The following is a 26,603-nucleotide window of genomic DNA, read 5'->3' as shown; positions in this document are numbered from 1 at the left end:
GCATCACGCAGTCGCACATGTCCACGCCGCGCTCGATGAGCTCCAGCAGGTTCCACGGCGTGCCAACACCCATCACGTAACGGGCGTGGTCCTGCGGCAAAATATCGGTACAGAAATCCGCAATCTCGTACATCGTCTCGGTCGGTTCTCCTACCGAGAGGCCTCCCATCGCAAATCCGTCGGGCCCGAGTTCCGCGATGCGTTCAATCGCCTGCTGGCGCAAGTTCTTGTGCATGCCGCCCTGGATAATCCCGAAGAACTGCTGGTCGTAACCGTGGATGGGCGGGTGCTCCTTGAGCCATTGCATGGCTTCCGCGGTCCACTTGAGGGTGTAATTTAGGCTGTGCTCTGCTTCCTTTGCCGTGCTCGGGAAGGGCGTGCACTCGTCGAGCGCCATGATGATGTCGGCACCGATTTCCCGCTGTGCGTTCATGACGCTTGCGGGGCTAAAGAAGTGCTTCGAACCGTCCAGGATGCTCCTGAATTCTACGCCTTCGGGCGTAATTTTGCGCAAATCCTTCAGGCTCCATACCTGGAATCCGCCGCTGTCGGTAAGCACCGGGCCGTCCCATGCCATGAACTTGTGGATGCCGCCCGCCTTCGCAATACGCGGGGTGGTGGGACGCAGGTACAGGTGGTACGTGTTCGCGAGTATTATTTCCGCCTTGATATCCTTGAGCTGTGCCGGGGTGACCGCCTTGACGGTCGCCTCGGTGCCCACCGGCATAAAAATCGGCGTTGTCACGTCGCCATGGTCGGTGTGGACTACGCCCAGGCGGGCCTTGGATTTCTTGGATGTTTTAAGGAGCTCGAAACGGTTCATTTGGCCTAAAATGTAGAAAAAAACGCTTGTTGTCAATTTATCCATGCAAAGGCTGCGACATGGGGGGATATTACCCCTGGCAGAACATATTTTATATTCGCGGGTTCTGCATGTGCAGGCCCTTGGTGAATGGAGATGTGTATATGAAAACAGTGTGGAAAGCCGTTACGGCTGTTACTTTCGGCATGGTCGCGAATGCAGTTGCCGACAACCCCATTTCATCTTACCACTATCTGGCGGACCCTTCTTGCGCCTCTGATGGTGACACGTTCTACATCCTTACCGATGTGGACGACTACAACAACCAGACGAACTGGAACTACGACATTGTCGGCCTTTATGCCTTTACGTCCGAAGACATGAAAAACTGGACCGACCACGGCATGATTTTCCGCTCCAAGCGTGAATTCGGCAACTATCCGAACAACACTTGGGCTTCGGGCATTGCTGTCAAGAATGGTAAGGTCTATATCGTTTACCCTGATGGCGCAAGCGGCGTGGGCATGATTACCGCTCCGGCTATCGATGGTCCTTATACCGACCCGGTCAAGGAAACCCATGGCGTCAATAGAATTGCGGGTGGTGGCAGCCTTATCGGTGGTTGCGACGGCATTGCGCACTGCTTTGACCCGGGCATCTTGATTGATGACGACGGCAAGGGTTACGTGATTTTCGGTGGTGGCGAAAGCTCTAGCCGCCCCTATGGCAACAACTTTGACATTATCAGCTTTACCGAAAGCAATGGCAAGATTACTTTCGACAAGAACTCATTGAAGAAGGTCTCTTTGCCGAACTCCTTCGAAGCTCCTTACTTGCACAAGAAGGGTAGCACCTATTACTTGAGCTTCAACAACCGTAGCCAGGTGATTGACTATGGTATGTCCAACAATATTTGGGGTCCGTATACCTTTGTGGGCACGGTCATTCCGGGAATCGGCTCTGTGCCTGATGCTCATGGCGAAGGTGGTAACAACCACCAGGGTTTCGCTCCGTTCAAGGACAAGTGGTACGCAGTCTACCACGATCGTCGCCTGGTGACTTCCGACAACCACCCGGCCGCAACGACCCAGGCGGGCGTGCGTTCCGAGAACCCGAACTACGAAAACCACAGAAGCGTGTCCATCGACGAACTCACCTGGAGTGGCGACAAGATGAACAAGCTGACCTTCACTCGTGAAGGCCCGAAGCAGATCAAGAACTTCGACCCGTACAAGACCTACAAGGCTACCACTAGCTCCAAGCAGATGAACATCCGTAGCCGTACCGACTGGACCAAGGGTCAGCCGGTGAAGCACGTGCTTCTGCCGCTTACGAGCCGTAGCGAATCCTGGATCCGCGTTACCGGAGTGGACTTCGGCAATGGTGCCCAGAACCTCCGCATCAAGGCTGCGAACGTGGGCGATGGCAATAAGATTGAAATCCATACGGGCAGTGCCTCCGGTACACTTGCCGGTACTTGCGAACTTGCGAAGACTGCCAATAACATGACCTTTGTCGATAACGATTGCGAAATGAAGGGCCTTACCGGCGTTGTCGACCAGGTGTTCTTCGTGTTCAAGGGCTCGCAGGATTCCACCATGGGCATTCTCGAATGGGAATTCCAGGGCACCAAGCGTGAACCCGAACCGCAGAGCGCCTTTGGTGGAAAGGCATGGGCCATTCCGGGCAAGATCGAAATGGAAAACTTCGATGAACCGGGCTACGGCGCAGGCAACGATTCCTACGCCGACAAAGATGCCGATGACCATGGCGCCGAAACCAACGGGGGCAAGAGCTACCGCGAAGGCACGGGTGTAGACATCTACAAGAAGGCGACCGGCTATGTGGTCGGCTACAACCAGACTGGCGAATGGCTGGAATACACCGTGGAAGTTGCCGAGGCGGGCGATTACACCATGTATGCGGCTGTGGCTTCTGCCAATGCGACCTCCAGCTTCCAGCTTTCTATCGATGGCGAAAGCATTACTGGTGAAGTCTCCGTTCCGCAGGCCAGCGCCGGCGAAGAGAACTACGACGACTACAACAAGGTCAAGGAAAACGTAACGCTTACTGCGGGCAAGCATATCCTCCGCTTCACCGTGACCGGCGACTGGATGGATATCGACTACATCAACTTCGTGAAGGGCAAGGATGCCGCAGATACCGACCCGATCGGTACGCTGGCTATCGGTGATGTCAGGTTCCAGAACGGTGCGTCGAAATCCTACCGCGTGTATGGTCTTTCGGGCAAGCTGCTCGGTACGGTCGACTTGACCGGCATGGATGCCTCCAGCGCCCTTAAGGCGGCCGGCTATACCAGGGGCGTGTACATGCTCAAGCAGGTACGGGGCGGCAAGAAGCTCATGGTGAATACCGCAAGGTAGCCTCACGCGTTCGGGCTGGAAATGCCCGCTCGGGTTAGAAATGCCCCGGACCTTTGTCCGGGGTCTCTTTTTTGCATTTTCTTGAATTCAAAAACAAGAAAACCCGGCTTTTCAGCCGGGTTTTCTTCTGCGGTCGGACAGACTTGAACTGTCATGGGATCTCTCCCACTAGCACCTCAAGCTAGCGTGTCTACCAATTCCACCACGACCGCGTGGTCCTTAGCGGAACGGCTCAAATTTAGATTAAAATGAGCCGTTTGTAAAGGGGTTCCTGCACTTTTTTGTGATTTTTCTTTTTATACCTCAGAAACCAGCTTGTCGAAGACTTGGCCTCGGACCTTGTAGTTCTTGAATAGGCCGAAACTGGCGCAGGCGGGGCTCATGATGACGGTCCCGCCATTGCCGATGGAGAGGCTGTCGGCAAAGGCTTCTTCCAGGGTGGGGAAGATGCCTGCGACAATGCCCGAGCCTGCGGAATCGAGACCGGCTTGCCGGAGCGATTCGAGCATGCGCTCGGCGGTGGCACCGATGAGCGCGATGCGCTTCAGGTTCGGCCGCTGTTTCACGAGGATGTTCGAAAGTTCGGTGAAGTCCGCGTTCTTTTCGGAGCCGCCAAGAATCAGCGCGAAGGGACGCTTCATGCTGGCAGTGGCGGCGATAGTCGCGTCGGGGCGGGTAGCGTAGCTGTCGTTGTAGAACTCGATGCCGTTCTTTTCGCCCTTGAATTCCATGCGGAAGGGGAGGGTCTCGTAGCTCTTGAGTGCATTGAAAGCGTCGGCAACGGGAATCCCGAGAGCCTTGCACGCGAGGGTCGCCGCCGCCATGTTTTCCAGCTGGTAGATTCCCTTCACCTTGCAGTCGGCCAGGTACAGCGTTTCTCCGCCGATGGCGAGCGTGGCGCCGTCAATCACGGCATCTCCGTTGCCCGCGTTCGGGCCGTCTGCAAGGGTAATCGAGTACTTGGTCGCTGCAGGGCTTTCGCTCGCAATCTTCGCGGTCGGTGCGGCGTCTTTCAGGTAGACGCAGGTGCCGCCGCGCTTCTGCCAACGGACCAGGTTCGCCTTCGCGTCGCGGTATTCCTCGACGGTCTTGTGCCAGTCCAGGTGCTCTGTCGAGACGCGCAGTACGACGCCTACATCGGGCGAAACGGACAATGTCATCAGCTGGAAACTGGAAAGCTCGAGGATGCTGATGCGTTCGGGAGTTTCGTCTTCGAGCAAGTCCAGGGCCGGTACGCCGAAGTTCCCGCCGATGGCGTTCTTCTTGCCGCACTTGTCGAGAATATGGCTGATCATGCTCACGGTAGAACCCTTGCCGAGTGTTCCCGTGACTCCTACTACTTTTGCGGAGCGTGTCTGTTCCAGGAACAACTGTATCTGGCTCGTCATGATTCCGCCGTTCATCTGGAACTTGAAGAGTTCCTGGCTCATCGGGTAAACGCCCGCCGAGCGAACGACTGTCACGCAGTCCTTGAGTCCGTCCATGTAGTTGTCTCCGCTGAACGTCTTGACGTTCACGTCGGCCGGGACTTCCGGCAGGGTGACGGGGTTCTTGTCCATTACGACAATTTCCTTGATGCCTTCACGGACCAGGTACTTGAACGTGCTCTGGCCTTCGACGCCAAAGCCCAAAACGCCAACGGGCTGTATAAGATTAGAATCCATATTTCTCATTGTCGATGCATTTGATTTTCTCTGTGTTTGCATTGCACAGGGAATCGATGTTTAAAGGTTTTCCGGGTTGCTGCGTAGCTAGAATTTCTTGTTGTTCGGCCTTGCATCTTTCGACTGCGGCAAAGTCCGTACATTTACGGCTATCGCGTTCGTGCTCGTCTTCCCAAAACTCTTGGCAATGCTCGTCAGATAACTCCCAGCAACCACATGAGCTCAAGACGAGACAAAGAAAGATGAAAACGCGCTTCATATCAAGAAATCTAACATTTTTACTAAGCGGAAAAAGTCCGCCACAAGGGCGGACTTCAATATGCGGTTGGGCTATGCTCCCTTATTCGGCAGCCGGGGCAGCCGCATCAGCGGCCGGTGCTTCGGCTGCAGGCGCTTCAGCGGCGGCACCTGCATCAACAGCCGGAGCGGCAAAGTCACCGGGCAGAGCCGGGACCGTCGGAGCCTGCTGGGCAGCGCCTTCGCGTGTAGCCTTCTGCATGGCGGATTCTTCAACAGCCTGGTCCTGCTTGGCCGTGATGAGGCCGAGGGCGAAGACGATGATGAAGAACACCACAGCCACACCGCGGGTCAGCTTCTGGATGAACGTTGCTGCACCGGCGGTGGAGAATGCGGACTGGGAAGTCATACCACCGAGACCTGCGAGGCCACCCATCTTGTCGTTCTGCACGAGAACGAGCAACATGAGGAAGAAGCACAGGAACACGTGGACGACGATAAGGACCCAAAAAAGAGTTGTCATAGTGACGATTCCTTGGTTGTTTGAAAATTACTTGGCTTCGGCAGCGTCGATGATTTCCTTGAAGGTGTTGGCCTTGAGACCTGCACCGCCAATGAGACCACCGTCGATGTCCTTCTGGGCGAGGAGGCCGGCTGCGTTGGCGCCCTTCATGGAGCCACCGTACTGGATGCGCATGCCTTCGGCAACAGCTTCACCGTAGATTTCCTTCACAACGGAGCGAGCGTAGGCCTGGGTGTCCTGAGCCTGTTCGTCGGTAGCGGTAACGCCGGTACCGATTGCCCAAACCGGTTCGTAAGCGAGAACGCACTTGGCTGCGTCTTCAGCAGAAACGTCCTTGAAGGCGCCCTTGATCTGGAGACCGAGGACTTCCTTGAGGATGCCACCGTTGCGCTGGTCGAGGGTTTCGCCAATGCAGATAATCGGCTTAAGACCGGCTTCGAGGGTCTTCTTGACCTTGAGGTTCACGGTTTCTTCGGTTTCGTGGAAGTACTGACGCTGTTCGGAGTGACCGATGATGATGTATTCGGCACCGATTTCCTTGACCATGTCCACAGAAACCTTACCAGTGTATGCGCCCTGGTCCTTCCAGTGGATGTCCTGGATGGCGAGCTTCACGTTGGAACCCTTGATGACGTCGGCGACCTTGGCGGCGGCGAGGTAAGTCGGGGCGATGACCACTTCGGTCTTCTTCACGTCCTTGACGGCTTCCACGATATCCTTAGCGAGCTGAATGGATTCGCTAACGGTTTTGTTCATCTTCCAGTTACCAGCAATGATATACTGACGCATAATTGACTCCTTGAGAGGTTTAAATTTAACGCGCGTAAATGTAGAAAATTTTATGGATTTGGGTAGGCTGGAACGCGTTTTAGGCTCCGTATAGACCCCAAAAAAGACCGCCAGATGTTTTTTCCGGAGGTCTTTTTGCCTTTTTTACCGCTATCTGTTGTCAAGTTCCAGCAAAAGGGAATCCAGGCGGTGGGTGTAGATCTCGGCTCCTGTATCGCAAAGGTGCTGCGAATCTTCGTTCATTCCGCCGGCGTAGTCGTGCAGACCATCCTTGTTTTCGTCGAACAGGACAAAATTCGAATATGTGTTTTCCATCTCGACGAATTCATTGATCAGGGAATCGGCAATACTGCGCTTCATGCCCAGGTAACCGAACATCGTGGAATTCCTGTATGCGGGTGACTGGGGGAGGATTGTCCCGATGACTGTTACGCCTCGCTTGGCCGACTCTTCAATGATGGTCTTCAGGGAATTCATGGAGCCTGCGAGGATTTCTTGTCCAGGATCGCTAACGGTAGCTCCAAAACTTGCTCCTGGCCACGATCCCGAGCAAGTAGTGTGCAATTGACCTCTAAGCTCAATAATATGGTCGGTACGATTTGATGACGGGTAGAGTATTCCGTCCTTCGCAGCCTCGTATAAAGGTGTAAGGTCTTCTTCGCCAGCCCAGTAATCGTGGTTCTTGTCATATACAAATCCAGGATACAACAGGTATTTTGCGTTGGCGTCGTTGTCGGCGAACCAGTTGTCATCTTTGGCAGATGCTGTTTTCCACCAAAAATCCAAATCGAGGGAAACTACCAGATACTTCATCTTTTTGTAGTGGGGCATAATGTACTTCATCAGGAGGTCCTTTGACATATGGATCGTGCATGATGCAAGGCCCAAGTTTACCCCGATGAATTGGTTGCTGAGTCTTGTGGGGTAAACGGCGTTTAGAGGGCGCGAAGACCCTATGACGACCACGTTGGCGGAATCGGCAAACTGCCACAAGAGCTCCATCTTGTATCGTATAATGAAGTCTTTGAACTGCGTGTAGCTTTTTACGTATATTCCTGCGCTGTCGGGATCCAGGACCAGGCTGTGTTCGCCAGAAGAACTTGTTGGGTCAATCTCGCCGGAGGAACTTATCGGGACGATTTCGCCGGAGGAACTTATCGGGACAATCTCGCCGGAGGAACTTGTCGGGACAATTTCGCCGGAGGAACTTGTCGGGACAATCTCGCTTGAAGAGCTGGTTTCGACGATCTCGCTTGAAGAACTCGTTTGGATACTTGTGCTGGACGGTTCTTCGGCCGCTTTACTTGAAGAACTGCTTTTTGCGACAGGAGGCATGGACTGTTCTACCCAAAGAACCGGATGCCATAATTCATCGCTTTCTACGAGTTCGACAATTTTTTTCGTTTCCATGTCTATCAAGACGATTTTTTTATGGGCTCCATTATGGTCCGTAAGTGTTGCCACCGCCGCATTCTTGCCGGCCACCCATTCCGTATGGTCATAGGAATAGCCTGCCGGAGAAGCGACTGCGTCCACTAAGTTTCCACCGCTATTCATTACAAGAATTTGTTCGTGGGTCCTGTATCTCTGGCCGACAAACTTCTGACCCGTAGAACCTCCAAAATCGAGAAACAAAGTTCGGCTTGAACCGTCGCTGGCAAGGGAGACGTTGCAGGCCTGCTCGTTGTTGTACCATACGTCATATTTAACCTTGTCGGGATCGTTCCAGGTGGCAACGCGCAAAAGTGTCGAGCCGGTTACCGCAAACCCCTCTGTTACGCCTCCGTTAAAACTGCCCTTTAGCAATAGTCGGGGTGTGCCGAAATTCCCCCCTGCAAAAGGTACAATCCAGGTGCTGTATCCTGCCCAAGTCAAGGAATCCTTGTTGCTTCCTGCATCAGATACATACACTAGAACGGTATCGCCGGGTCCTAAGACCCTGAATCGCGGTATGGCGGCATTATTTACGGGGAGTTCTACTTTTTCTGAACATGCGGAATCCAGGCGGCATACATAGACTTTTGATTTTCCGGACAGTCCTTCAATCTGGGTGCTGAACGCGACATAATTGCCATCGGGAGATACGTCTGGATGGAATGCGCTTGTATTATCTTCGATTTCAATAGCCCTGGAAGCATTCCTGGAGTAATCGATAAAGGTCAATTTCCCGGAAACGTCGTTCCTGAATACGAGTTTCGCCTTTGCCCTTCTGGTGTTTAAAGTTCCCAGGACAGATTCTGTGGTTGCTACGATGTTTATCTTGACCGTGTTCACTGATCCGGAAGGATCTAGCCAAAGCGGTTTGTCGATGGCTCCAAGCACTAGCCTGAATCCTACATAATCGGCGCTGGAATTCATCGCGATAGGATACACATCCCGGCGGGTGTTGATGTTGATGTCGTTGGGCGACAGTCGATAGTTTCCGCCCTTTATCATGTTTTCTTTTAGACTGTTGGGAGCGGAGGCGCCGACGTAGTTTGTCAGTGTGGTATCTTTAAAATCCGCAAGCCATCCGTCCACCCATTCTGCAACATTTCCTGTCATGTCGCAGACGGCATCCGGATTTTCCTCGAATTTGCCGTGAGAACCGCCTAATCCGGGGGTGGAGCAAACCTCGTGGGGCGTCGATGAGGAATTGTCCGCGTTCCAGGAATTTTCAATATTCCAGAACTTTTTTGCGACGTATACCCACTCGGCCTCCGTTGGCAGTCGGTAGCCGGACACTTCGTAGTGGGTGGCTAGCCCTTCAAGAAAAACGCAACTTCCGGAGGGGGCGAAATTCGATTTTGCATAGGTATAAACGGTGTCGAGTCCTTCGCTTTTACTTAATGCGTTTGCGTACAAGACGGCATCGTAGAAATTGACATCGACTTGGGGGAGGTTCTTTTCACTTTCCGGTATATCGCCACCCATGAGGGCGGCGTACTGTCCTCGGGTCACTTCGGTGCGGCCAATGTAGAAGTCGTAGTCCAGCTGGACATCCATCGTAACTTTGGACTCGTCAGAGGCGTCTGTCAAAGATACCGTCTTAGGCCCCTTCTGCTTTACGAAACCTTCTATGGAGTATTCCGCTTCTTCGGAGGAACTGGACGAGTCTAGTTCCTCTCCAGAGGAACTGGATGACTCTTGGCCTTCGTCAATATTTTCCGAAGAGCTGGACGATTCAGGTTCTTCTCCGGTCTCGAATTCCAGTTCTTCTACAATATCGTCATCGGATTCAGTAGATTCGCTATTGGAACAGCTCGTCCAGAAACCGAATGCCAACAAGGGGATAATGCAGAAAATAGTTGTCTTTTTCATTTCTAAAAAAAGGGCTAATATAACAAAAAAAGCCGCCCTTGGCGGGTCGGCTTTTTGCCTGGATGCGGAAAAACTCCGGCAATCGCAGTTGAATTAGTTGTTGTAGTTGCTGGAACGGCTGGAGGTCGGGGCCGGGGATCCGCCGTAGCGGTCGCCCTCGATCTTTTCGAGAACCCATTCGCCTTCGAAGCCCTTCAGGCGGGCGATGTCGGGGTGCTTCCAGATGAGGCGGGTGATCAGCTGGCCTTCGCGGGTGTAGTATTCCCACACGCTGCTGGTCTCGGTCTCGGTTTCGTGGTCAGGAGGTCCCCAGAGCAGGTTCACCATGTCGTTGGTCATGCCTTCTTCGATATAGCCCTGCTTGAACACGTCCTTCAGGCGCTTGTCGATGCCCATGCTTTCCTTGACGACGAAATATTCACGTTCCCATTCTTTACGGCCTTCGCCGCGTTCGATAAGGATAGGGGAGGAATAACGGCTTGCGCAGCTCCAGAACAGCAATGCGCCGAGAGCAAGCAAACAGATATGAGGAATTTTCATAGAATCTCCTTAGAGGATTTTGTTGTTCACAAAATAAGAATTTAAATTACAAGTGGCTTAATATTTTTTAGATTTTACATTGAAATGAAGCTTCGGGGTCCCATAATCTGTAAATTTTTGCCCATTCTTATGATGGCGGTCGCCTTGCCGGCGTTCGCTTCGTTCGACCAGGGCGAACAGAACGGTTTCCGGTACGGGCCGAACCTTTCGTGGGGCGTCATGGGCAATACGCCCTTTGTATGGGGCCAGTGGTTACCCCAGTTGGTAGGGAACGTCCACTATACGTGGTTGGAACCCCTCGACGAGCCGGATTACGGCGGCCCGCTCGGCAAGAACCCCGCCTACCTCAAGATGGAAGCTTCCGTGGAGGGCTCTCCGTTCTACGGCGGCTATAGCGCGGGCCTCGGGCTCCGCCCGTTCAAGACGAATCCGCAGTTCGAAGTGAATCTCGTGTACGAAAGCTACATCTACTACAAGTCCAACCTCGAGATGGTCACGGCGGATGTGCAGGGCGGTGGACGCATCGCCGAAACCTGGAACGCCGACTACATTACCGACAATGTGTGGAAGGACGAGGCGGCGAACCTCGACTACGTGCAACTGTTCGACATGAGCCTGAGCCTGGAGTTCTACTTCCTCCGTAGCTCCATTCTGGGGGGCGGAATCCACTATATTCTTTCTGACGTGAGCACGGACTTCAGTGGCAAGAGCTATGACTACAAGCGCAACATCCCCGTGTTCAGCCGCGATTTCTTGCTGGAACTGAATACTTACGGACGCCTGGTGTTTACGGAAAACTGGGCTGCAGTGTTCGAGACGATTTTTTATCGTACGGGCTACCTCCGCAGCGGGAATACGGTGCAGAAAGAATCCCTCGGGTACGGAATGATCAAGGCCGGACCGCATTTCTCATGGAAAAATGGTTTGCAGAACGTGACCTTGGAATTCGGCATGTGGAAACGCCCCAAGAAGCGCTTCTATGACGGCTCACTCTCTCAGGAATTCCTGATTGAGCTTGAGTATCAGGGGTATTTCTCGTTTCCCATCCACAAGCGTCTTTCTAAATAAGACCGGACGTTTGGACTGCTTCTTCTTTGAATTCTCTACGATAGGATCGCCTTTCGGCGGTTCGATGGTGTAGGCGGAACGCACCCAGAGGTTGCCGCTGTAGTTCGGGCCGGTCATCGAGACGAGTGTCGGCAGCGTACTCCCGGAAAAATCCTTCCAGGCACCGATATTGAAAGTCCTCGCTTCCTTGCGGGCTCCGCGCATCACGACCTTCTGCGGTAGCGGTAGCGTGTCGACGACCATGGAATACCACATGTTCGAAAAGGCCGTCGAGAATATCTTTTGCGATTTTGTCGAGTCGCGGCACAGGAACAGCCCGTTGGCCAGGAGTTCCAGGTCGTCCAGCTTGAGCGGCGTGTTGCCGATGGTCTCGCGGAGATGGTGCAGTCCCAGCTGCCGTTTCACGTTGGTCGGCTGGAGAATCTCGTAACGGGAATCCCCGGCAGTCACGAAAACGACGGGCTTCTGCTGCGGGAAGTTCAAGAAGAACGTGTCCAGCGCCTCGGGATGGTGACGCCATTCTATATCCAGGCTCACGCGGCTGTTCTGCGCGTTTACAAAACGTCCCTCTACGTTCACGATCATCGCGGAATCCAGCATGAACTGCGGGCACAGGTCGTGGGCGGCCGAGTAACCTAGACCCGCCAGAACGAGAAGTACGGATAAACGCGCTAATTTGAACATGCCGTAATGATAATAAAAAATATTGCGAGCGGTCGCTGAACGCAAAAAAAACTCCGGACCCTCACAATGGCTGAAGGAGGGAGCGGAGCTTGTTTCTCAACAGGAAGAAATTTAGATGGCGGGCGAGGCCCGCTTTTTTTGCTGCTAGCCTTCGGCCACTTCGACGGCTTCGTCGTCGCCAGCTTCGACCGATTCGTTCTCGCCGAGCTTGAACAGTTCCACGTCCTTCATGCTTTCGCGAATCTTCTGTTCGATCTCGTTGCAGAGTTCCGGATTGTCCTTGAGGAACAGGCGGGTGTTTTCGCGGCCCTGGCCGATTCTCTCATTGTTGTAGCTGAACCAGGAACCGCTCTTCTGGATGATGTCGAGTTCGGTGGCGAGGTCGAGGATGGAGGCTTCGCGCGAGATGCCGCAACCGTAGAGGATGTCGAATTCGCACTGGGTAAACGGTGCGGCGACCTTGTTCTTCACGACCTTGATGCGGGTGCGGTTGCCGATGACCTCTTCGCCGTCCTTGATTGCGGCGATGCGGCGGATGTCGAGACGCTGGGTGGCGTAGAACTTGAGGGCGTTACCGCCGGTGGTGGTTTCGGGGTTGCCGAACATCACGCCGATCTTCATGCGCAGCTGGTTGATGAACAGCATGCAGGTGTTGGACTTGGAAAGAATGCCGGTGAGCTTGCGGAGCGCCTGGCTCATGAGGCGGGCCTGGAGGCCGACGTGGTTGTCGCCCATTTCGCCGTTGATTTCGGCCTGCGGCACGAGGGCGGCCACGGAGTCGACGACGATGATGTCGATGGCGCCGGAGCGGACGAGCGTTTCGGCGATGTCGAGGGCCTGTTCACCGGTGTCCGGCTGGGACACGAGTAGGGATTCGATATCGACGCCGAGCTTGCGGGCATAGACGGCATCGAAGGCGTGTTCGGCATCGATGAAGGCTGCGACGCCGCCGAGCTTCTGGGCTTCGGCAATGGCGTGGAGGGCGAGGGTCGTCTTGCCGGAAGATTCGGGTCCGTAGATCTCGATGATACGGCCGCGCGGGAATCCGCCAACGCCGAGCGCCATGTCGAGCTGGATACAGCCGGACGGGATGACGGGAATATCTTCGACGGGTTGCTGTCCGAGAGCCATAATCGAACCTTTACCATAGTTCTTTTCAATTTGTGCAATTGCGGCTTCTACCGCTTTTGCCTTGTCCGAGGAAAGGTTGCTCGTGGGTGTATTTTTCTTTGCCATGTTGTTTGACTCCATTTTAGTTTTGTTTCTCTGTTAATATACTAATTGGTGTTCGTTTGTGCAAGTGCTTTTTTGGTTATTTATTAAAAAAAGTAGCTTGCCTAACACCTTATAAACGGATTTTTCCCGGATTTCGTTCCTATTTCCGTCAAAAATTTCAAAAAAAGACTCATTTTGCCAACAACTGTTGACACACATCCATACGGAACCGACCGGTTTGCCGGGTTCCGCTCCGGTGGGGCCGGCGATTCCGGAGGTGGCGACCGCCCATTCGCAGCCGAATTTTTCGCGGACGCCCTTTGCCATGGCCTCGACGGTTTCGGCGCTCACGGCACCCTTTTCTTCGAGAACCTGGTGGGGGACCCCGAGGATGTTCTCCTTGATCTCGTTCTGGTAGGCGATTACCCCGCCGGCAAGGATGTCGGATGTGCCCGGCTCCTTCACGATTTCGGATGCGATGAGCCCGCCCGTGCAAGATTCGGCGGTGGCCATCTTTTCGCCACGTGCGATGAGCGCCTCCTTGATGGCCTTGACCAGCAGGGAGATTTCGTTTTCGATATTCTCAAGATCTTTTGTGTCGCTCATTTTCATACTCCATAATTTAGAATTATTTTATGACATAAAATGACAATTAAATAAAAACTTCGTTTTTTTTGAAATATACCTTTTGGAACCGCGGTATGCAGTTCTTTTACTGAAAAAAGGAAAATTATTGCCGGTGGTTAGGAAATCGTATGTCTATATAAACGAATAAAAGTCGGGTTGTAAACCTGGCTGGCGCAGGGTTGGCCATCTTTTTCTATATTGTCAAGCCGATGTCAAACCGTCTGCTTGCTATAATCTTGTTCGCATGCCTCGCCATTGCTACGGGGGCTGGTGCGCAGACGGATTCTACGGCGTCCATCAGGGTGACGCAGAAGGGCGTCACCGGGATAGAATCTATCGATACGCTGACCGTGAACGAATGGGATATCCCGACAACGCATAATTCGCTGCCTTTGACCATGCTGTTCAGCATTTTCCCCGGTGGCGGCCAGTACTATACGGGCCATTATGTGCGCGGCGGTTTCATCACGGGTATCGAGGCCCTGCTTATATACGAAGTCTATATCAACAAGTCGTGGCAGAAGGACCGCGTGTACGAACAGGCCAAGCCGTTCCAGGATTCCGTCGCCATCATGAACCGCAAGATCATGGAAGCCGACAACCGCGATAGCCTGCAGGCGTATCACGAAAAACGCCAGGAGTATGCGAACCGCGTCCGCGAGCTGAGCGACAAGAAGATGGAACAGGAAGACTTGCGCACGGCCGAAAACGCCTGGCTCTTTGGCCTCCACCTCTACGGCATGTTCGATGCCTTTGGCATCTGGTACAACAACAACTACCGCAGCGTAGAACTGCGCAGCATGAAAAAGGCCTTGCTCTGGGGCATCATCCCGGGGTTCGGCCAGATGTACAACGGGGAGTTCGGCAAGGCCGGGCTTTTGTACATGAGCATCATCGGCGCGACCACGAGTATAAGGACTTCGCAGCACATGGTCAATTACTACCTCAAGCGCAAACACATGTTGGCCGACGAATCCCCGGATTCCGAGGAATACGAGAAGATTGCCGAGCGCGTGACGTACTACCGCAAGAACCGCAACCAGTACATTTGGGGTATGGCTTTAATTTATCTGTACTCCCTGGCCGATGCTGCCGTCGATGCCCTGCTGAGCGATTTCGACAACCCGTTGCATTTGGCGGTCCTGCCTCGCCTGGAAGGCGGTGCGCAGGCGATGTTCTCGGTAGACTTTTAGCTGTGGGCCGTGGGCTTTGGGCTGTCATCCTCCGAAGGAGGATCCATCATCAATTATCAATCATCAATCATCAATTATCACAAATCAATCGCCCATCACGAGCGGGGGCATCTGGATGCCGTCGTAGATTTTTTCGAATGTCCCGCGGAAATGCCCCTCGGCGTTGCGCTGCAGGTCGAAGCGCGTCACCATGGTATAGCTGAACTTGCCTTCCACGAAATCCTCGTCGGGCAGTCCGCAGGCGAAATGCTGCAGGGCCGCAATGACTCCCGCATGCGTCACGAACAGGAATTCCCCGTCGTCGGGGAGGCTGTCCAGGAACGACTCGACACGCCGGTCCACGTCGTAGAAGTTTTCTCCGCCCGGGAAACGGAACCCGCGGAGGTCGTTCATCCAGGCGTGCATCTCTTCGCGGGGGACGGCAGTAAGCTTTTGCCCTTCCCAGGAACCGAAGTTCACTTCGATGATGGCGTCGTTCTTCTCGATTTCGAGTCCTGTTGCCTGGGCGGCCTTTTCTGCAAGGCGGTAGGCCCGGAGAAGCGGGCTCGAGAAAAGCCGGGTGGGCTTGGCCCCTGATTTCTGGAATGCGTCCAGCGCCCCGGCGGCCTCGCTTTCGAATGTCGGCGAAACGTCAAAATCCAATCGGCCGTAGCAGACGTCGTTGGGGTTGTAGGGCTTCGTGTGGCGGATTGTCCAGAGGATCATATCGGAACTTAGAAATTGGGGATGCAATTAAAAAAGCAACCCGAGGGTTGCAAAAAGAATCCTAGGCGACCCGGACACATAAAAATTCGCAAGTCCGTTGCTGCTTTCGCCCTGGCGATTTGCCCGCAAATAGTCATTGTCCGGGGCCTAGGACTCCGCAATATAGCTTGTTTTTGCAAAAATTACAAGCGTTTTGTCGAAAATGGCCGTTTTTTATCACATAATTATGCGATTATACCACTATGGAATAAACACAAATGAAAAATCCCGTTTACATTAATTATATTTTACAAATAGGGGTGGTGGAATCGGTGATTTCCGGATGGGATTTTTAGATGCCGTTTCAACGGGGCTGTGCCCCCTAGGAGTGACTATGGTTAGGTGTGAATTCAAATTTGCACTAGAGTTCTTGGCCTTGAGCCTTTTGGCCGCGGTGAATTTGTTCGCCGTGCCTATAGAGCCGTTTTACTTTGAGAATGCTGTCGACCAGGAAGCGACCTGGGACGACTTGATGAAGTATAAGCTCTGGGGAACGGGACTTCCTGGTGACAATTATGGCGTGGCGTTTATCGGACAAGAAGTTTTTATAAATGATTCAAATGGATATTCGGGAAGCGCTTCGGCCGGTTTCCAGATGAAGAATATCAAGCATTCAATTGGTGGCCCACTTGCATTTGCCGGGAATTTTGAAAATGGTGATGGTCAGGACACTGTTTTGAGTGGGCCTAGCCATTTTGGCGGACGTGTTAATGTAGGGTTTAATGGTCGAGAAAAGGTTGTCTGGAACGGCCCGGTTTGTAGTGATGTAAATGGTTTCGACTATTTCGACAATGTTCGGACGAAGGATGGTGCTGTGCCGGAAAAAACTTGTGACCCCGAAAAAGTCCCTGCCATCGACAAGACCCTTGATGTCCCCAAGGTAAACCATGCCGGATTTACGTATGATCGTGAAGTTGATTCATACCTGTTCGAGGATAAGACGAACTACATCGATATCCCGGAAGGCGAGGGCTTTTACGACATCCACGTGAAGGGCGACCTTACCATGAAGAGCAATAACGATTACTTGTACATTCGTATGCCGGAAGGCCGCTATGTACGATTCTTTATTGATGGGCGGTTTGTAATTTCTTCCGACTTGCACAATATTGTCGTCATGACGGTGAAGGACGGTGAATGGAGCGAAACCAACCAGCAATGGAACGGCGGTACGCAGAAGACTGTAGAGAACAAGGATTACGGCGGAAATCTGCTTTTCTATTCGCCGAATAATATTGCTTTCCCCGCTGAAGAATGCCATATTCAGGGAACGTATATTTCGGGTGGTACGATTAGCTTTGAACAGCATTACAAGTTTGCCGGTCAGCTTTTGGCAAAGAAGGTCTCTATCAATGCAGAATTCAGGGCCGGCGATTTCCGCTACGTGCAGTTCTTCCCGGCCAAGCTCAAGGTCGACAACAAGAAAAAGCTTCGCGAAGACCACGAAGATATCGGCGACACGGTGCGCCTGTACCTGAGTCTGGAACCGGCAACTAAAGTGCCGTTCCGCTATTGTTTTGAATTCCCCGACAAGGGTGCCGAGAACGGTGCCGGCGGCAAGTATGCACATCGTGACGACATTGTCGATACGGGTATCCCGGCTTGCGACAAGGGCGATACGGTAAAGGCTTATTTCGAGAAGGGGAAGACGACGCTGACGAACCCGATTATCCTGCATGCGAAGTACGATGCCTTGCTCGAAGAGGATGAACGCTTCTACATCCGCGTGTGCGACCTGGAAGCGGCGGTCTATGCCGATGGCGACAGAACCGAAAATTGCGCGAGACTCCCCATCGACATCATCAACGTGCCGAAGAGCCCGCTCAGCGAGGACTTCACTGTCACCGGTATCATGAACGACCCGCTTGTGATTTCGGATTTCCGGGCCATGAATCCGGACTCCTCCGCCCTTGCGGATTATTCCGTGAAGATCGTGGATGGTGTTTCTGTCGGTACGCTTAAGCTCGATGGCGCTGACGTTGTTGCCGGTACGGTTATCGATGCGAAGGATTTTGCGAAGCTCGTGTACAAGGGCAAGACCGACGAGTTCGGCGCCCCGTACGATTCGCTCCATTTCCAAATTATCCGTAACTCGGACAGCACCGTTTCGGACTATACGTACACGCTGACCATCGACCTCGTCTCGGCCATGTTCCCGGTCCTCGAAAACTCCAAGAAGGATACGCCGGTCGGCTATATGGAAACGGATATCGCATCGCCGGTGTTCGGCATCGACGATCCCTCCGGGACGTTCGTTATCGATGCGGCTTCGGGCCTCATTACGGTGGCGGTGGACAGCACCATCGACTACGAAGTCAAGGACAAGTATTTGGTGACGGTGTCGATTACGAGCGGTACGGTCACGAAGAATGTCGCGGTACAGGTTTTGGTGGTAGACGTGAACGATCCGCCTTCTATCAAGGATACCACGATGGGCGTTCGCGAGAACGAACCCGTGGGTACCGAGGTCGGCGTGCTTGCCTATTACGACCAGGACGGCCCGAATTCAGGCTTCCGCCAAAACACCTTTAGCCTGGTGGGTGGCGATTCCAGCCTGTTCGCCATTGACGCGACGAGCGGGAAGATTACGACCCGCAAGGTGTTCGACTACGAGGCGCTCCCCGCCGACAAGAAGTACTACACGGTCAAGGTGCAGATTATCGACAACGACGGCTACAAGAGCGTGGCCGATGTCCGCATCAACATCCTGGATGTTGTCGAAAAGTCCGTTATCGTGGTGACGCATGCCGAATCGGGTACGGGCGACTACAGCGAAAACAATCCGGAAATTCCTATCAAGGTGAACGACAAGACGGTGACGCTCTCGTGGACGGGTGACGGCATCCCGCAGCCGGATACGACTGTAAAGAACCTCCACGAAGGCTACAACGTAGTACGTTTGACATACTACGACAAGACAAAGGATTCTCCCGCCATCTTGGATGTCATCATCTTCGTCTGCACCAAGACTCCGGAAGTGGATGTCTCGACGCAGGTCGCCGATGTACTCGCGACCGATATCTTCACGGTCGTGGAACAGCCCGCGGAAGGCGATACGTCGTTCTACGTGAACAAGAAGTCCAACGACATTTCGATCAAGATAAAGAATCCTGTCCTGGATTCCACGTATACGGATTCTACTTGCAACTACACGACAAAGGAATTCAAGATTGCCGACGTCCCGTTCGATACGCTGAAGAACGTGTCCGACGCGGTGAAGACAATTGCAAAGATTGCCGCCGAAAAGATTATGCTGAACGATATGCCGTCTGGCAAGGTCAAGCATTCTCCGTTTAACGACAGCCTGGTGGCCGTGAGCTATGCCGAAAAGGTGGCTGGCCAGACGGTGACCGTTTCTTACGTGACCAACGCCAAGGGCGACGTGGTGAACGACCGCATCAAGGTTTCTTACGAGACGACGATTGACGGCAAGACGGTGACGGTGTCGTACGAGGCGGATGCGCTCACGGGTGAACCGGTCGAATCGGAATCTGGCGCGATTTACTCTGTGGCGTACAGCTATACCGACAAGCACGACAATAGCGTCACCGTGGCCTACGCCTTGAATTCCAAGGGCAACGCCATCAAGGACGAAGACAAGAACGTGGGTTACGAGGTCACCTTCACGTACGTGAACGAATTCGGCAATACGGCCAGCCGTTCCATCTACATCGTGGTCGACCTGATTCCGCCGAAGGTGAAAATCGAATCGCCGCATACCGACGACGTGATATTCTCGACCTACGTCGACGTGAAGTGGACTGTAGACCTGAACGACGGCAAGGGCCCCGCCGTGATGGATACCCTCAAGGTGCAGGGACTCAACAAGGGCGGCAACACGATTATCCGCCGTTACAAGGACAAGGCCGGCAACGGTTCTGCCGATACGGTTTACGTTATCATGAAGGACGCCAAGGACGTGGACATTTCTGTGGTGACTCCGGTGACGAAGGTGACCCGCGAGAAGACCGAGGAATACTACGCTGCGAACGAGCCGGAAAAGGGCCAGACCTTCGCCGTGACCATCTACAATTCCAAGACGGATAAGGAAGTCGAAACGCTCAAGGGCGGAAGCTTCAAGACAAAGAACGGCTCCGGCGACGAACCGTATCCGAACATGAGTGGCCACCTTGGCCCGACTCTCGCCGTAGATGCCAAGCTGCCTGTAGTTAGCGCCGTGACGGGCCTTGCGACACTCAATGACCTTGTCGGCAAGGACGGCTTGATTTCCATGAACGGTGTCGAATCTGCCAACGATACTTCGCGAATCACCGTGGATGAATACGTGAAGGAACATTGCACTGCGCAGTTCCAGTCGGATTTGGGCACGGATCTTTCCCGTGCGAACTTGTTCCACACGACGATGAAGGTGAAAATCTGGGTGTATACGACGATCGGTAACTTTGTCGATTATTTCTCGTTCGACCAGGAACTGGACAATCCGGATTACGTAAACGATGCCGGCGTGTTGAGGCTGTACTTTGAACAGAAACCCGACAAGGAAGGGTACGTGCGTACGGCCGATGGCCGTCTCTACGGTACGGGCGCCTATCTCTACAAGACCGAAGTTACCTTGAAGTCGGAATTGCTGTGCGACCTGCCGGGTGAAAACTCGACGGAGGTCGACCAGATGGGGGCGGTCCGCAAGAGCAGCGAAGATCTGCTTAAACCGTTCGGTTACAAGAGGCCCGAATATAAGTAAGAAAAAAAGTTCTTGTTTTGAAAAAAATACGGCTCGGAGGGTATCTGGGCCGTTTTTTTACGTTGAAACGGGAAAAATGCAAATTTTTAGGATATAAATCACGCTTTTTGTATCGATTTGTAAACCTTTAGGCGCCTTAATGTTGCTTTTTTGAAACATTTTACCTATATTTATGGCCAAGAAATGTGTGGAGCCTAAGGAATCACAATATTCCAAGTTGGAATATGGGACGTTTGTTTGGATAGCTCACTAGAGGGAGAAATAGTGATTATGCGTATGAACAAATTCAAAATTCTAGGATTGTCCGCACTTCTGCTCGGACTGGCGGTGCAGGTCCAGGCTGCAGACACACTTCGAGTGAAGTCCTGGCCGCTGTATTTTAATGGCGTCGGCACGCGCGCTTCCGATGGCTCGTATTCACCCGATGATTCGGTGCTTCAGGAAACATACTGGCAGAACTTGATGAAGTACAAGCTGTGGGGAACCTCCGGTATTGAGGTTAAGCTTGGTGCGATTATCATAGCGGACAATGTCGGCTATAATGGTACTGCAAAAGGTGATTTTACCATTGCAAATCAGAAAAATCTTGATGTTTCAAATAATTATGCGGATTGCAATTCCGACAACGAAAATTGTGTAAACCATCACTTTGGTGGCCCTACGATTGTTGGGGGTGATTTTACTTTCACAAACTCTACACATGATAGGATAACGACTGGACCGGTTCGTGTGTCTGGCAATTTGGTGGTTAGTGGTGGGTCTGGTTCTCGAAATGTGATGGAGGGAAATTGGTGTGTAGGAGATTCAATATTAGGTCAATATAATGGAAACCTAGAACATTGGAATTCCTTGGTTTCTGGAGTGTATAATGCCAATTATACCTTGGACAAGAAAAAAGGCGACTATAATGCTTGCACTGAATCCATTGCCCCGAAGGTTGAAACTGATATGGACGTTCCTATTTGGCCGACGTCGACTTCTACTGTTTGGGAAGGTGCGATAAATTTGACAAGCAATTACATGAATGAGGTGGCTTTTATTCATGTACCGCCTGATTCTGTGCAAAAGAACAAATATAGGACTTTTGATAAATACATTGAAGATTTTAAAATTGGTGGTAGTACAGGAAAGGTTCTGTATGTCTTGATGCCTCCTGGTGGAAAGCTAACTAGAATTTATTCGAGAAACGGCTTCTCTTTTGATGCTTCTGCCAATGATATGAAGATAGTTGTTGCGTACGTAAAGGAAGGACTGAAGTTTGATGCAACAACGATGAAATGGGATGTTGCAGAACCTGCTCAAAAACTTGACAACAATGGTCATCCGTTTAATCCGGCTCAACCTGCAAATGGAACTTCTTGGGAGTTTACTGATGGGGACAAGTTCACTGCTGTATCGAATAAGGACTATGCCGGCAACCTGTTGTTTTATACGCAAAAGGATATTCTTTGGAATTACTGGAAAGATGCAAGTTTCGTGGGTTCCTGGTTTACTACAGGGGAAATGAGAGTTGGTGGCCACTTTAAATTGGCCGGTCAGTTGATTGCCGGGAAATTGGTATTCACGAACGATGTTACGGGTGATTTCCGCTATGTGCCGATTGATCCGCCCGGAATTGACCCGACGATTTTTGCAAAGGATTACATCTATTATGAAGGCGATACCCTTGAAGTTATCCCGGTAAAACTGGACAAGATTCCGGAAACGAACGTGACCTTCGATTATTGCTACGAGTTCATCAATCCCTGTCCTTGGGGTAATGGCCTCTGCGCCGAAAATGCGGACTTGAACATTAACAATCCGGATCCGAGAGATCCCCAGCGCAAGCTCCCGATATGCGGAGCCGATACCGGACATGTCATAATTCCGAAGGGTTCCCTGGCTGCGACGGATACTGCGTTTATGCCGATTATCAATGTCAAGAAAGACGGCATTGAAGAAAATGACGAAGCCTTGAAGATGCACATCATCAACCTTGCCGGTGCGGTGGTGAAGTACAATGACAATACGTATTTCGAAGGAAAAATCTCGGTGAATATTCGCCTCGGCGATAGGGACAGGAGCAACGATCCTCCTGTATTCGTGTGTGAAGACGAGGACGGTAACCCGATTGATTGCGATTCGCTCTTGAAGGTGGCTGAAAACGACGCTGGAGCTAAGGCAGGCAAAGTCAAGGCTACAGACAAGGAAGATGAACAGGTTACTTACGCCCTTGGCGGCCAGTATCGTGCCAATGGCGTAGAAGATGTCAACATCTTCGAAATTGACGAGAATACGGGTGTAGTCAAGCTGAAAGCTGGTGTTCAAGTCAACTACGAAGAAGACCAGTACTTTGGCGTGGACATCATGGCCAAGGATGAAAAGCATGTTACGGTCAAGAGCTTCCGCGTCAGCGTCCGCGACGTGAACGAAAACCCGATTATTGTCGGCAATACGGATTTGGATGCCGTCAACAACAAGACCTACAATGCCGAAGAAGACCTGGCCGATGGCGATATCATTGGTAAGGTTGTCGTTGGCGATATCGACTCCCTGCACAGGGAGACGACTGAGGAAAAGTTCAGGGATAACATCGTGAAGGCCGTCGATGGCGATACCAATATCTTCACGGTGGACTCCAGGAAGAATATCGTGGTGCTTCACGGGGATTCCCTGGATTACGAAAAGGATTCTGTCTACACGTTGCTGATTCGTGCCGAAGACCGCAACGATCCGACCTTGTTCGATACGATGACGGTTACTATCCGCATTATCGACGTGAACGATCCTCCGCATTTTGACACGACCCATGTCGACATCGTTATTCCGCCTCCCGATCCGACCGATCCGGGCAGCGATCCTGATACGACGAAGAACCTTATCAGCCTCGATAGGAACAAGAAGGGCTCTGTCGAAGAAAACAACCCGGCCAACGTGATTGTCGGTGCTGTCAAGGCTACTTGCTCCGATACGCTCAAGACGCTTATTTACGAGATTGTCAAGGATACGAGCGGCCTCTTCACGATTGACCCGAAAACGGGCGTTGTGGTCGTGAAGGATCCCATGGTGTTCGACTACGAAAGGGTTAATGAATACGAAATTACGGTGAAGGTTTCTGACGGCGTAGATGCGGGCTCCGGATTTACTGCGGATGGGGTTAAGGTCCAGACCGCAGAAAGGCCGGTGATTATCCGCGTTATCGACGTGAACGAAGCTCCCGAAATTGCAAAGCAGGAATTCCATATTGACGAAAACCAGCCCGCCGGAAGCGAAGTGGATGGCCATCTGGTTTCTGCCGACCCGGATACGCTGAACCACAACTTCTCGGTGAGCTCCTATAAGGCCTTGAGCGGCGATACCCTCCTGTTCCAGGTGAACGAGGACGGCAGCATCGTTACCAAGACGAAGCTGGATTACGAAAAGTATGCCGCTACCGGCGATACCGTGTTCTCCCTGGTTGTCGAGGTGAAGAACGTCCTGGGCAGCGACGGCGGTTATGCTACCGAATCTACCGCGCTTTGGGATACGGCGACCGTCACGATTATCTTGCGTGACGTGAACGAACCTCCTGAAATCCTGACGGATACGGTACGTGTCGAGGAAAATTCCAAGGGCGGTACTGTTGTCGATACCATCGAGTCTGTCGACCCCGAAAACCCGAACGAAAAGATTACGTATACCCAGATCGGCACGTCTGATTTCAACGTGAGCGAAGATGGCGTGATCACCGTGAAGGATGGTGCGAAGCTTGACTACGAGTCTACGCCGATTCTCAAGATTACGGTCGAGGTATCCGATTCCGAGGGTCATAAGGATAGGAAGGAAATCATTGTGAAGGTCGAGGACGTGAACGAACCTCCGACCATCAGGGACCAGGTTGTCACGTTCCTGGAATCCGATTCTATCGGAACGACGAAGGGTCCGCTTGTTGCCGACGATCCGGATACGGATCCGAAGAACAGGAATTTGAAGTTCTCGCTCGTGGGAGACCCCGTCACGTTCGACGTGCTCGAGGATGGCAAGGTCAAACTGCTCGATAGCCTCGACTACGAAAAGGATTCCGTCTACTACATCACGGTCCGCGTGACCGACGGCGACTACTCCGACACGGCCAAGATCACTATCCGCATCGGCAACGTGATCGAGTACTCCGAAGTCAAGATTACCCGTGCCGAAAACCCGGATTCTGTCTGGAGCGAACCGGATACGCTGTACGTGAACAAGGAAGATCTGGACTTCTGCTGGTCGCAGGGTATCAAGGGCAGGGACAACGCCAAGGAATTCTGTGCCGACACAACCCTGACTCCGGGCAAGAACGTTATCAAGAGAACGTACAAGGACCCGACTACGGATAATCCGGGTACCGCTACGTTGATTGTGTACTACAGCAACGCCGTCCCCGAAGTGACGCTCTCGAAGGAGCATGATCCCGAATTCAAGGGCAGCATCTATACGATTGTGGAACAGGTGAAGGAGAAGGACAGCACCACGTTCTACGTGAACAAGCTGAAGAACGAAGTGACTGTTACTGTGAAGGATTCCGCTGCGAACAACAACTCCTCGTTCACGATCAACCTCGAACTCGGAACGGTGAGCATCCCGTCCAAGTACTACACGACCATGTCGGAAATTGCCGACGGAATTCTCCCGCTGAACGAATCTGCCAAGGGTGCCAAGCGTTCGGAAGTTAACGGCGAGAAGATTGCCGTGAGCTATACCGAAATCGTGAATGGCAACGAGGTGACGGTTACCTACTACACCGACATGAAGGGCAATATCATCAAGGGCGAAAGCGGCGAAGAAGAAATGACCGTGTCGTACACGAAGGTGATCGACGGCAAGACGGTGACGATTTCTTTCCAGGCCAACGCCACTACGGGTAGCCTCATCGAATCTAAGGATGGCGGATACTACAATATCGGTTACGACTATATAGATTCGAAGAAGAACTCTGTCCATCTCTCTTACGACGTGGACGAAAAGGGCAAGGTGATCAAGAACGCCTCGGGCGATATCGCCTACGACGTGAGCTACTCCTACGTGAACAAGTTCGGCAATGCCGCCGAAAGGTCCGTGCATATCGTGCTCGACACCAAGCCGCCTATGGTATGGATCAAGAGCCCCGTTACCGACGAAGTGCTGACGTCGAACATGGCCGAGGTCGTGTGGTACGTGAGCGTCACGGGTGACAGTGCGGACTACGCGCTGATGGATACCCTGAACATCCAGGGCCTCGAAAAGGGCGGTAACACGATTATCCGCTACTTCATCGACAAGGCTGGTAACATCGCCGGCGATACCGTGTATGTTATCATGAAGAATGCGAAGGATATCGAAATCGCCGTCGAAAAGCCGGTGACCCTCGTGACTGCGGACAAGGTCGCGGAATACTATACCGAGGAAAATACGCCTGCAAAGAAGCAGACCTTCGCCGTGTCCATTGCGAACCCGTCGACGGGTGACGAAAAGGAAACCCTGGTCGGTGGCGGCTTCAAGACAAAGAAGGGCAGTGGCAACACCCCCTATCCGTCTAAGAAGGGCCACCTGGGTCCGACTCTCGGATTCGACGTGAAGCTCCCGGTCTACAAGCCCGCCCAGGATGGAAATACCGGTTCTGTGAGCGGCCTTGCCACTCTGGACGACCTTGTCGGCAAGGATGGTACTATTTCTCTTGACGGTCTCGATGCTGCCGGTGGCGAAAAGCTCTCCGTGGAGAAGTACGTGCAGGAATACTGCACTGCCGATTTCGCGAGCACCTACAGCAGGAACGACTTGAGCGCGGCGACCCTCTATGATTCCAAGATGGAAGTGAAGATTTGGGTGTTCACGACTCTCGGAACCTTTGTGGACTACTACAAGTTCACCCAGGACATGAATGATCCGGATTACGTGAACGATGCCGGCCTCTTGAAGATGTATTTCGAACTGAAACCGGATAAGGACGGTTACGTACATACCGAAAACGGCAAGGCCTATGCTACTGGCGCTTACATCTTCAGGACCGAGGTGACTATCAAGTCTACGCTGAACTGCACGCTCCCGCCTGTGAACGATTCCTCGAATCTCCAGACGATGGGTGCCGTCATCAAGACCTCGGATGACTTGACCAAGTCCTTCGGTTACAGGCGTCCGGATTCCAAGAAGTAACCCCA

General features: G+C 52.7%; 16 protein-coding genes and 1 tRNA gene. 5 read left to right on the top strand and 12 right to left on the bottom strand.

All coding sequences use genetic code 11. The features are described 5' to 3' along the window. Positions 1-823, bottom strand: an 823-nt coding sequence (gene tgt / locus B3M32_RS08175) for a tRNA guanosine(34) transglycosylase Tgt (protein ID WP_290745185.1), incomplete at its 3' end; no start/stop codon positions are given. A 143-nt stretch (positions 824-966) separates the two neighbouring features. On the opposite strand from tgt, the gene B3M32_RS08170 reads away from it, so the two are divergent. Further along, a complete protein-coding gene (locus B3M32_RS08170) occupies positions 967-3,186 on the top strand; it encodes a carbohydrate-binding protein (RefSeq protein ID WP_290745182.1) in 2,220 nt (739 codons plus the stop codon). Positions 3,187-3,314: 128 nt separating this feature from the next. Here the strand turns inward: B3M32_RS08170 and B3M32_RS08165 are convergent. From B3M32_RS08165 to B3M32_RS08135, 7 genes are all read right to left on the bottom strand, one after another. Next, positions 3,315-3,398: transfer RNA gene (locus B3M32_RS08165), tRNA-Leu, on the bottom strand. Between the two features lie 84 nt (positions 3,399-3,482). Beyond that, entirely contained in the window at positions 3,483-4,850 is a 1,368-nt protein-coding gene (gene murD, locus B3M32_RS08160) for a UDP-N-acetylmuramoyl-L-alanine--D-glutamate ligase (protein WP_290745179.1), read from the bottom strand. Continuing rightward, positions 4,840-5,109 carry a hypothetical protein gene (locus B3M32_RS08155; protein ID WP_290745176.1) on the bottom strand — a complete coding sequence of 90 codons (270 nt, stop codon included), beginning with the start codon at positions 5,107-5,109 and terminating at the stop codon, positions 4,840-4,842. The genes murD and B3M32_RS08155 overlap by 11 nt, the downstream gene beginning before the upstream one ends. A gap of 81 nt (positions 5,110-5,190) precedes the next feature. Further along, complete coding sequence (secG, locus tag B3M32_RS08150; protein WP_290745172.1) at positions 5,191-5,610, bottom strand: preprotein translocase subunit SecG; 420 nt, start codon at positions 5,608-5,610, stop codon at positions 5,191-5,193. Positions 5,611-5,637: 27 nt separating this feature from the next. Then, positions 5,638-6,399 (bottom strand): triose-phosphate isomerase, encoded by a 762-nt coding sequence (gene tpiA, locus B3M32_RS08145; protein ID WP_173820266.1) that lies wholly within the window; start codon positions 6,397-6,399, stop codon positions 5,638-5,640. Between the two features lie 150 nt (positions 6,400-6,549). Beyond that, positions 6,550-9,699, bottom strand: coding sequence for a TIGR02171 family lipoprotein (locus B3M32_RS08140; RefSeq protein WP_290745165.1), 3,150 nt, complete (start codon positions 9,697-9,699; stop codon positions 6,550-6,552). A gap of 93 nt (positions 9,700-9,792) precedes the next feature. Continuing rightward, on the bottom strand, positions 9,793-10,239 hold the full coding sequence (locus tag B3M32_RS08135; protein ID WP_290745162.1) for a hypothetical protein: 447 nt from the start codon (positions 10,237-10,239) through the stop codon (positions 9,793-9,795). A 129-nt stretch (positions 10,240-10,368) separates the two neighbouring features. Here B3M32_RS08135 and B3M32_RS08130 point away from each other — a divergent pair, with 129 nt between their 5' ends. Continuing rightward, on the top strand, positions 10,369-11,307 hold the full coding sequence (locus B3M32_RS08130; RefSeq protein WP_290745159.1) for a hypothetical protein: 939 nt from the start codon (positions 10,369-10,371) through the stop codon (positions 11,305-11,307). Here B3M32_RS08130 and B3M32_RS08125 read toward each other — a convergent pair. The 3 genes from B3M32_RS08125 to B3M32_RS08115 form a co-directional block, all read right to left on the bottom strand. Next, complete coding sequence (locus tag B3M32_RS08125) at positions 11,227-11,991, bottom strand: hypothetical protein (RefSeq protein WP_290745158.1); 765 nt, start codon at positions 11,989-11,991, stop codon at positions 11,227-11,229. The two genes, B3M32_RS08130 and B3M32_RS08125, sit on opposite strands and share 81 nt — an antisense overlap. 144 nt (positions 11,992-12,135) lie before the next feature. Beyond that, a complete protein-coding gene (gene recA, locus B3M32_RS08120; protein ID WP_290745155.1) occupies positions 12,136-13,227 on the bottom strand; it encodes a recombinase RecA in 1,092 nt (363 codons plus the stop codon). 33 nt (positions 13,228-13,260) lie between these two features. Further along, entirely contained in the window at positions 13,261-13,812 is a 552-nt protein-coding gene (locus B3M32_RS08115) for a CinA family protein (protein ID WP_290745152.1), read from the bottom strand. A 230-nt stretch (positions 13,813-14,042) separates the two neighbouring features. On the opposite strand from B3M32_RS08115, the gene B3M32_RS08110 reads away from it, so the two are divergent. After that, positions 14,043-15,026 (top strand): DUF5683 domain-containing protein, encoded by a 984-nt coding sequence (locus B3M32_RS08110; protein ID WP_290745149.1) that lies wholly within the window; start codon positions 14,043-14,045, stop codon positions 15,024-15,026. Positions 15,027-15,110: 84 nt separating this feature from the next. On the opposite strand, the gene B3M32_RS08105 is transcribed toward B3M32_RS08110, so the two are convergent. After that, complete coding sequence (locus B3M32_RS08105; protein ID WP_290745146.1) at positions 15,111-15,731, bottom strand: histidine phosphatase family protein; 621 nt, start codon at positions 15,729-15,731, stop codon at positions 15,111-15,113. A 373-nt stretch (positions 15,732-16,104) separates the two neighbouring features. Between B3M32_RS08105 and B3M32_RS08100 the strand changes: the two genes are divergently transcribed. Then, positions 16,105-20,472 (top strand): cadherin repeat domain-containing protein, encoded by a 4,368-nt coding sequence (locus B3M32_RS08100; protein ID WP_290745142.1) that lies wholly within the window; start codon positions 16,105-16,107, stop codon positions 20,470-20,472. 1,218 nt (positions 20,473-21,690) lie between these two features. Then, positions 21,691-26,598, top strand: a complete 4,908-nt coding sequence (locus B3M32_RS08095; protein WP_290745139.1) for a cadherin repeat domain-containing protein — start codon at positions 21,691-21,693, stop codon at positions 26,596-26,598. The last annotated feature ends 5 nt before the right edge of the window (positions 26,599-26,603 follow it).

The sequence above is a fragment of the Fibrobacter sp. UBA4309 genome (assembly GCF_002395745.1).
Taxonomy (GTDB): Bacteria; Fibrobacterota; Fibrobacteria; order Fibrobacterales; family Fibrobacteraceae; genus Fibrobacter.
This window is presented reverse-complemented; position numbering and strand designations above follow the sequence as displayed.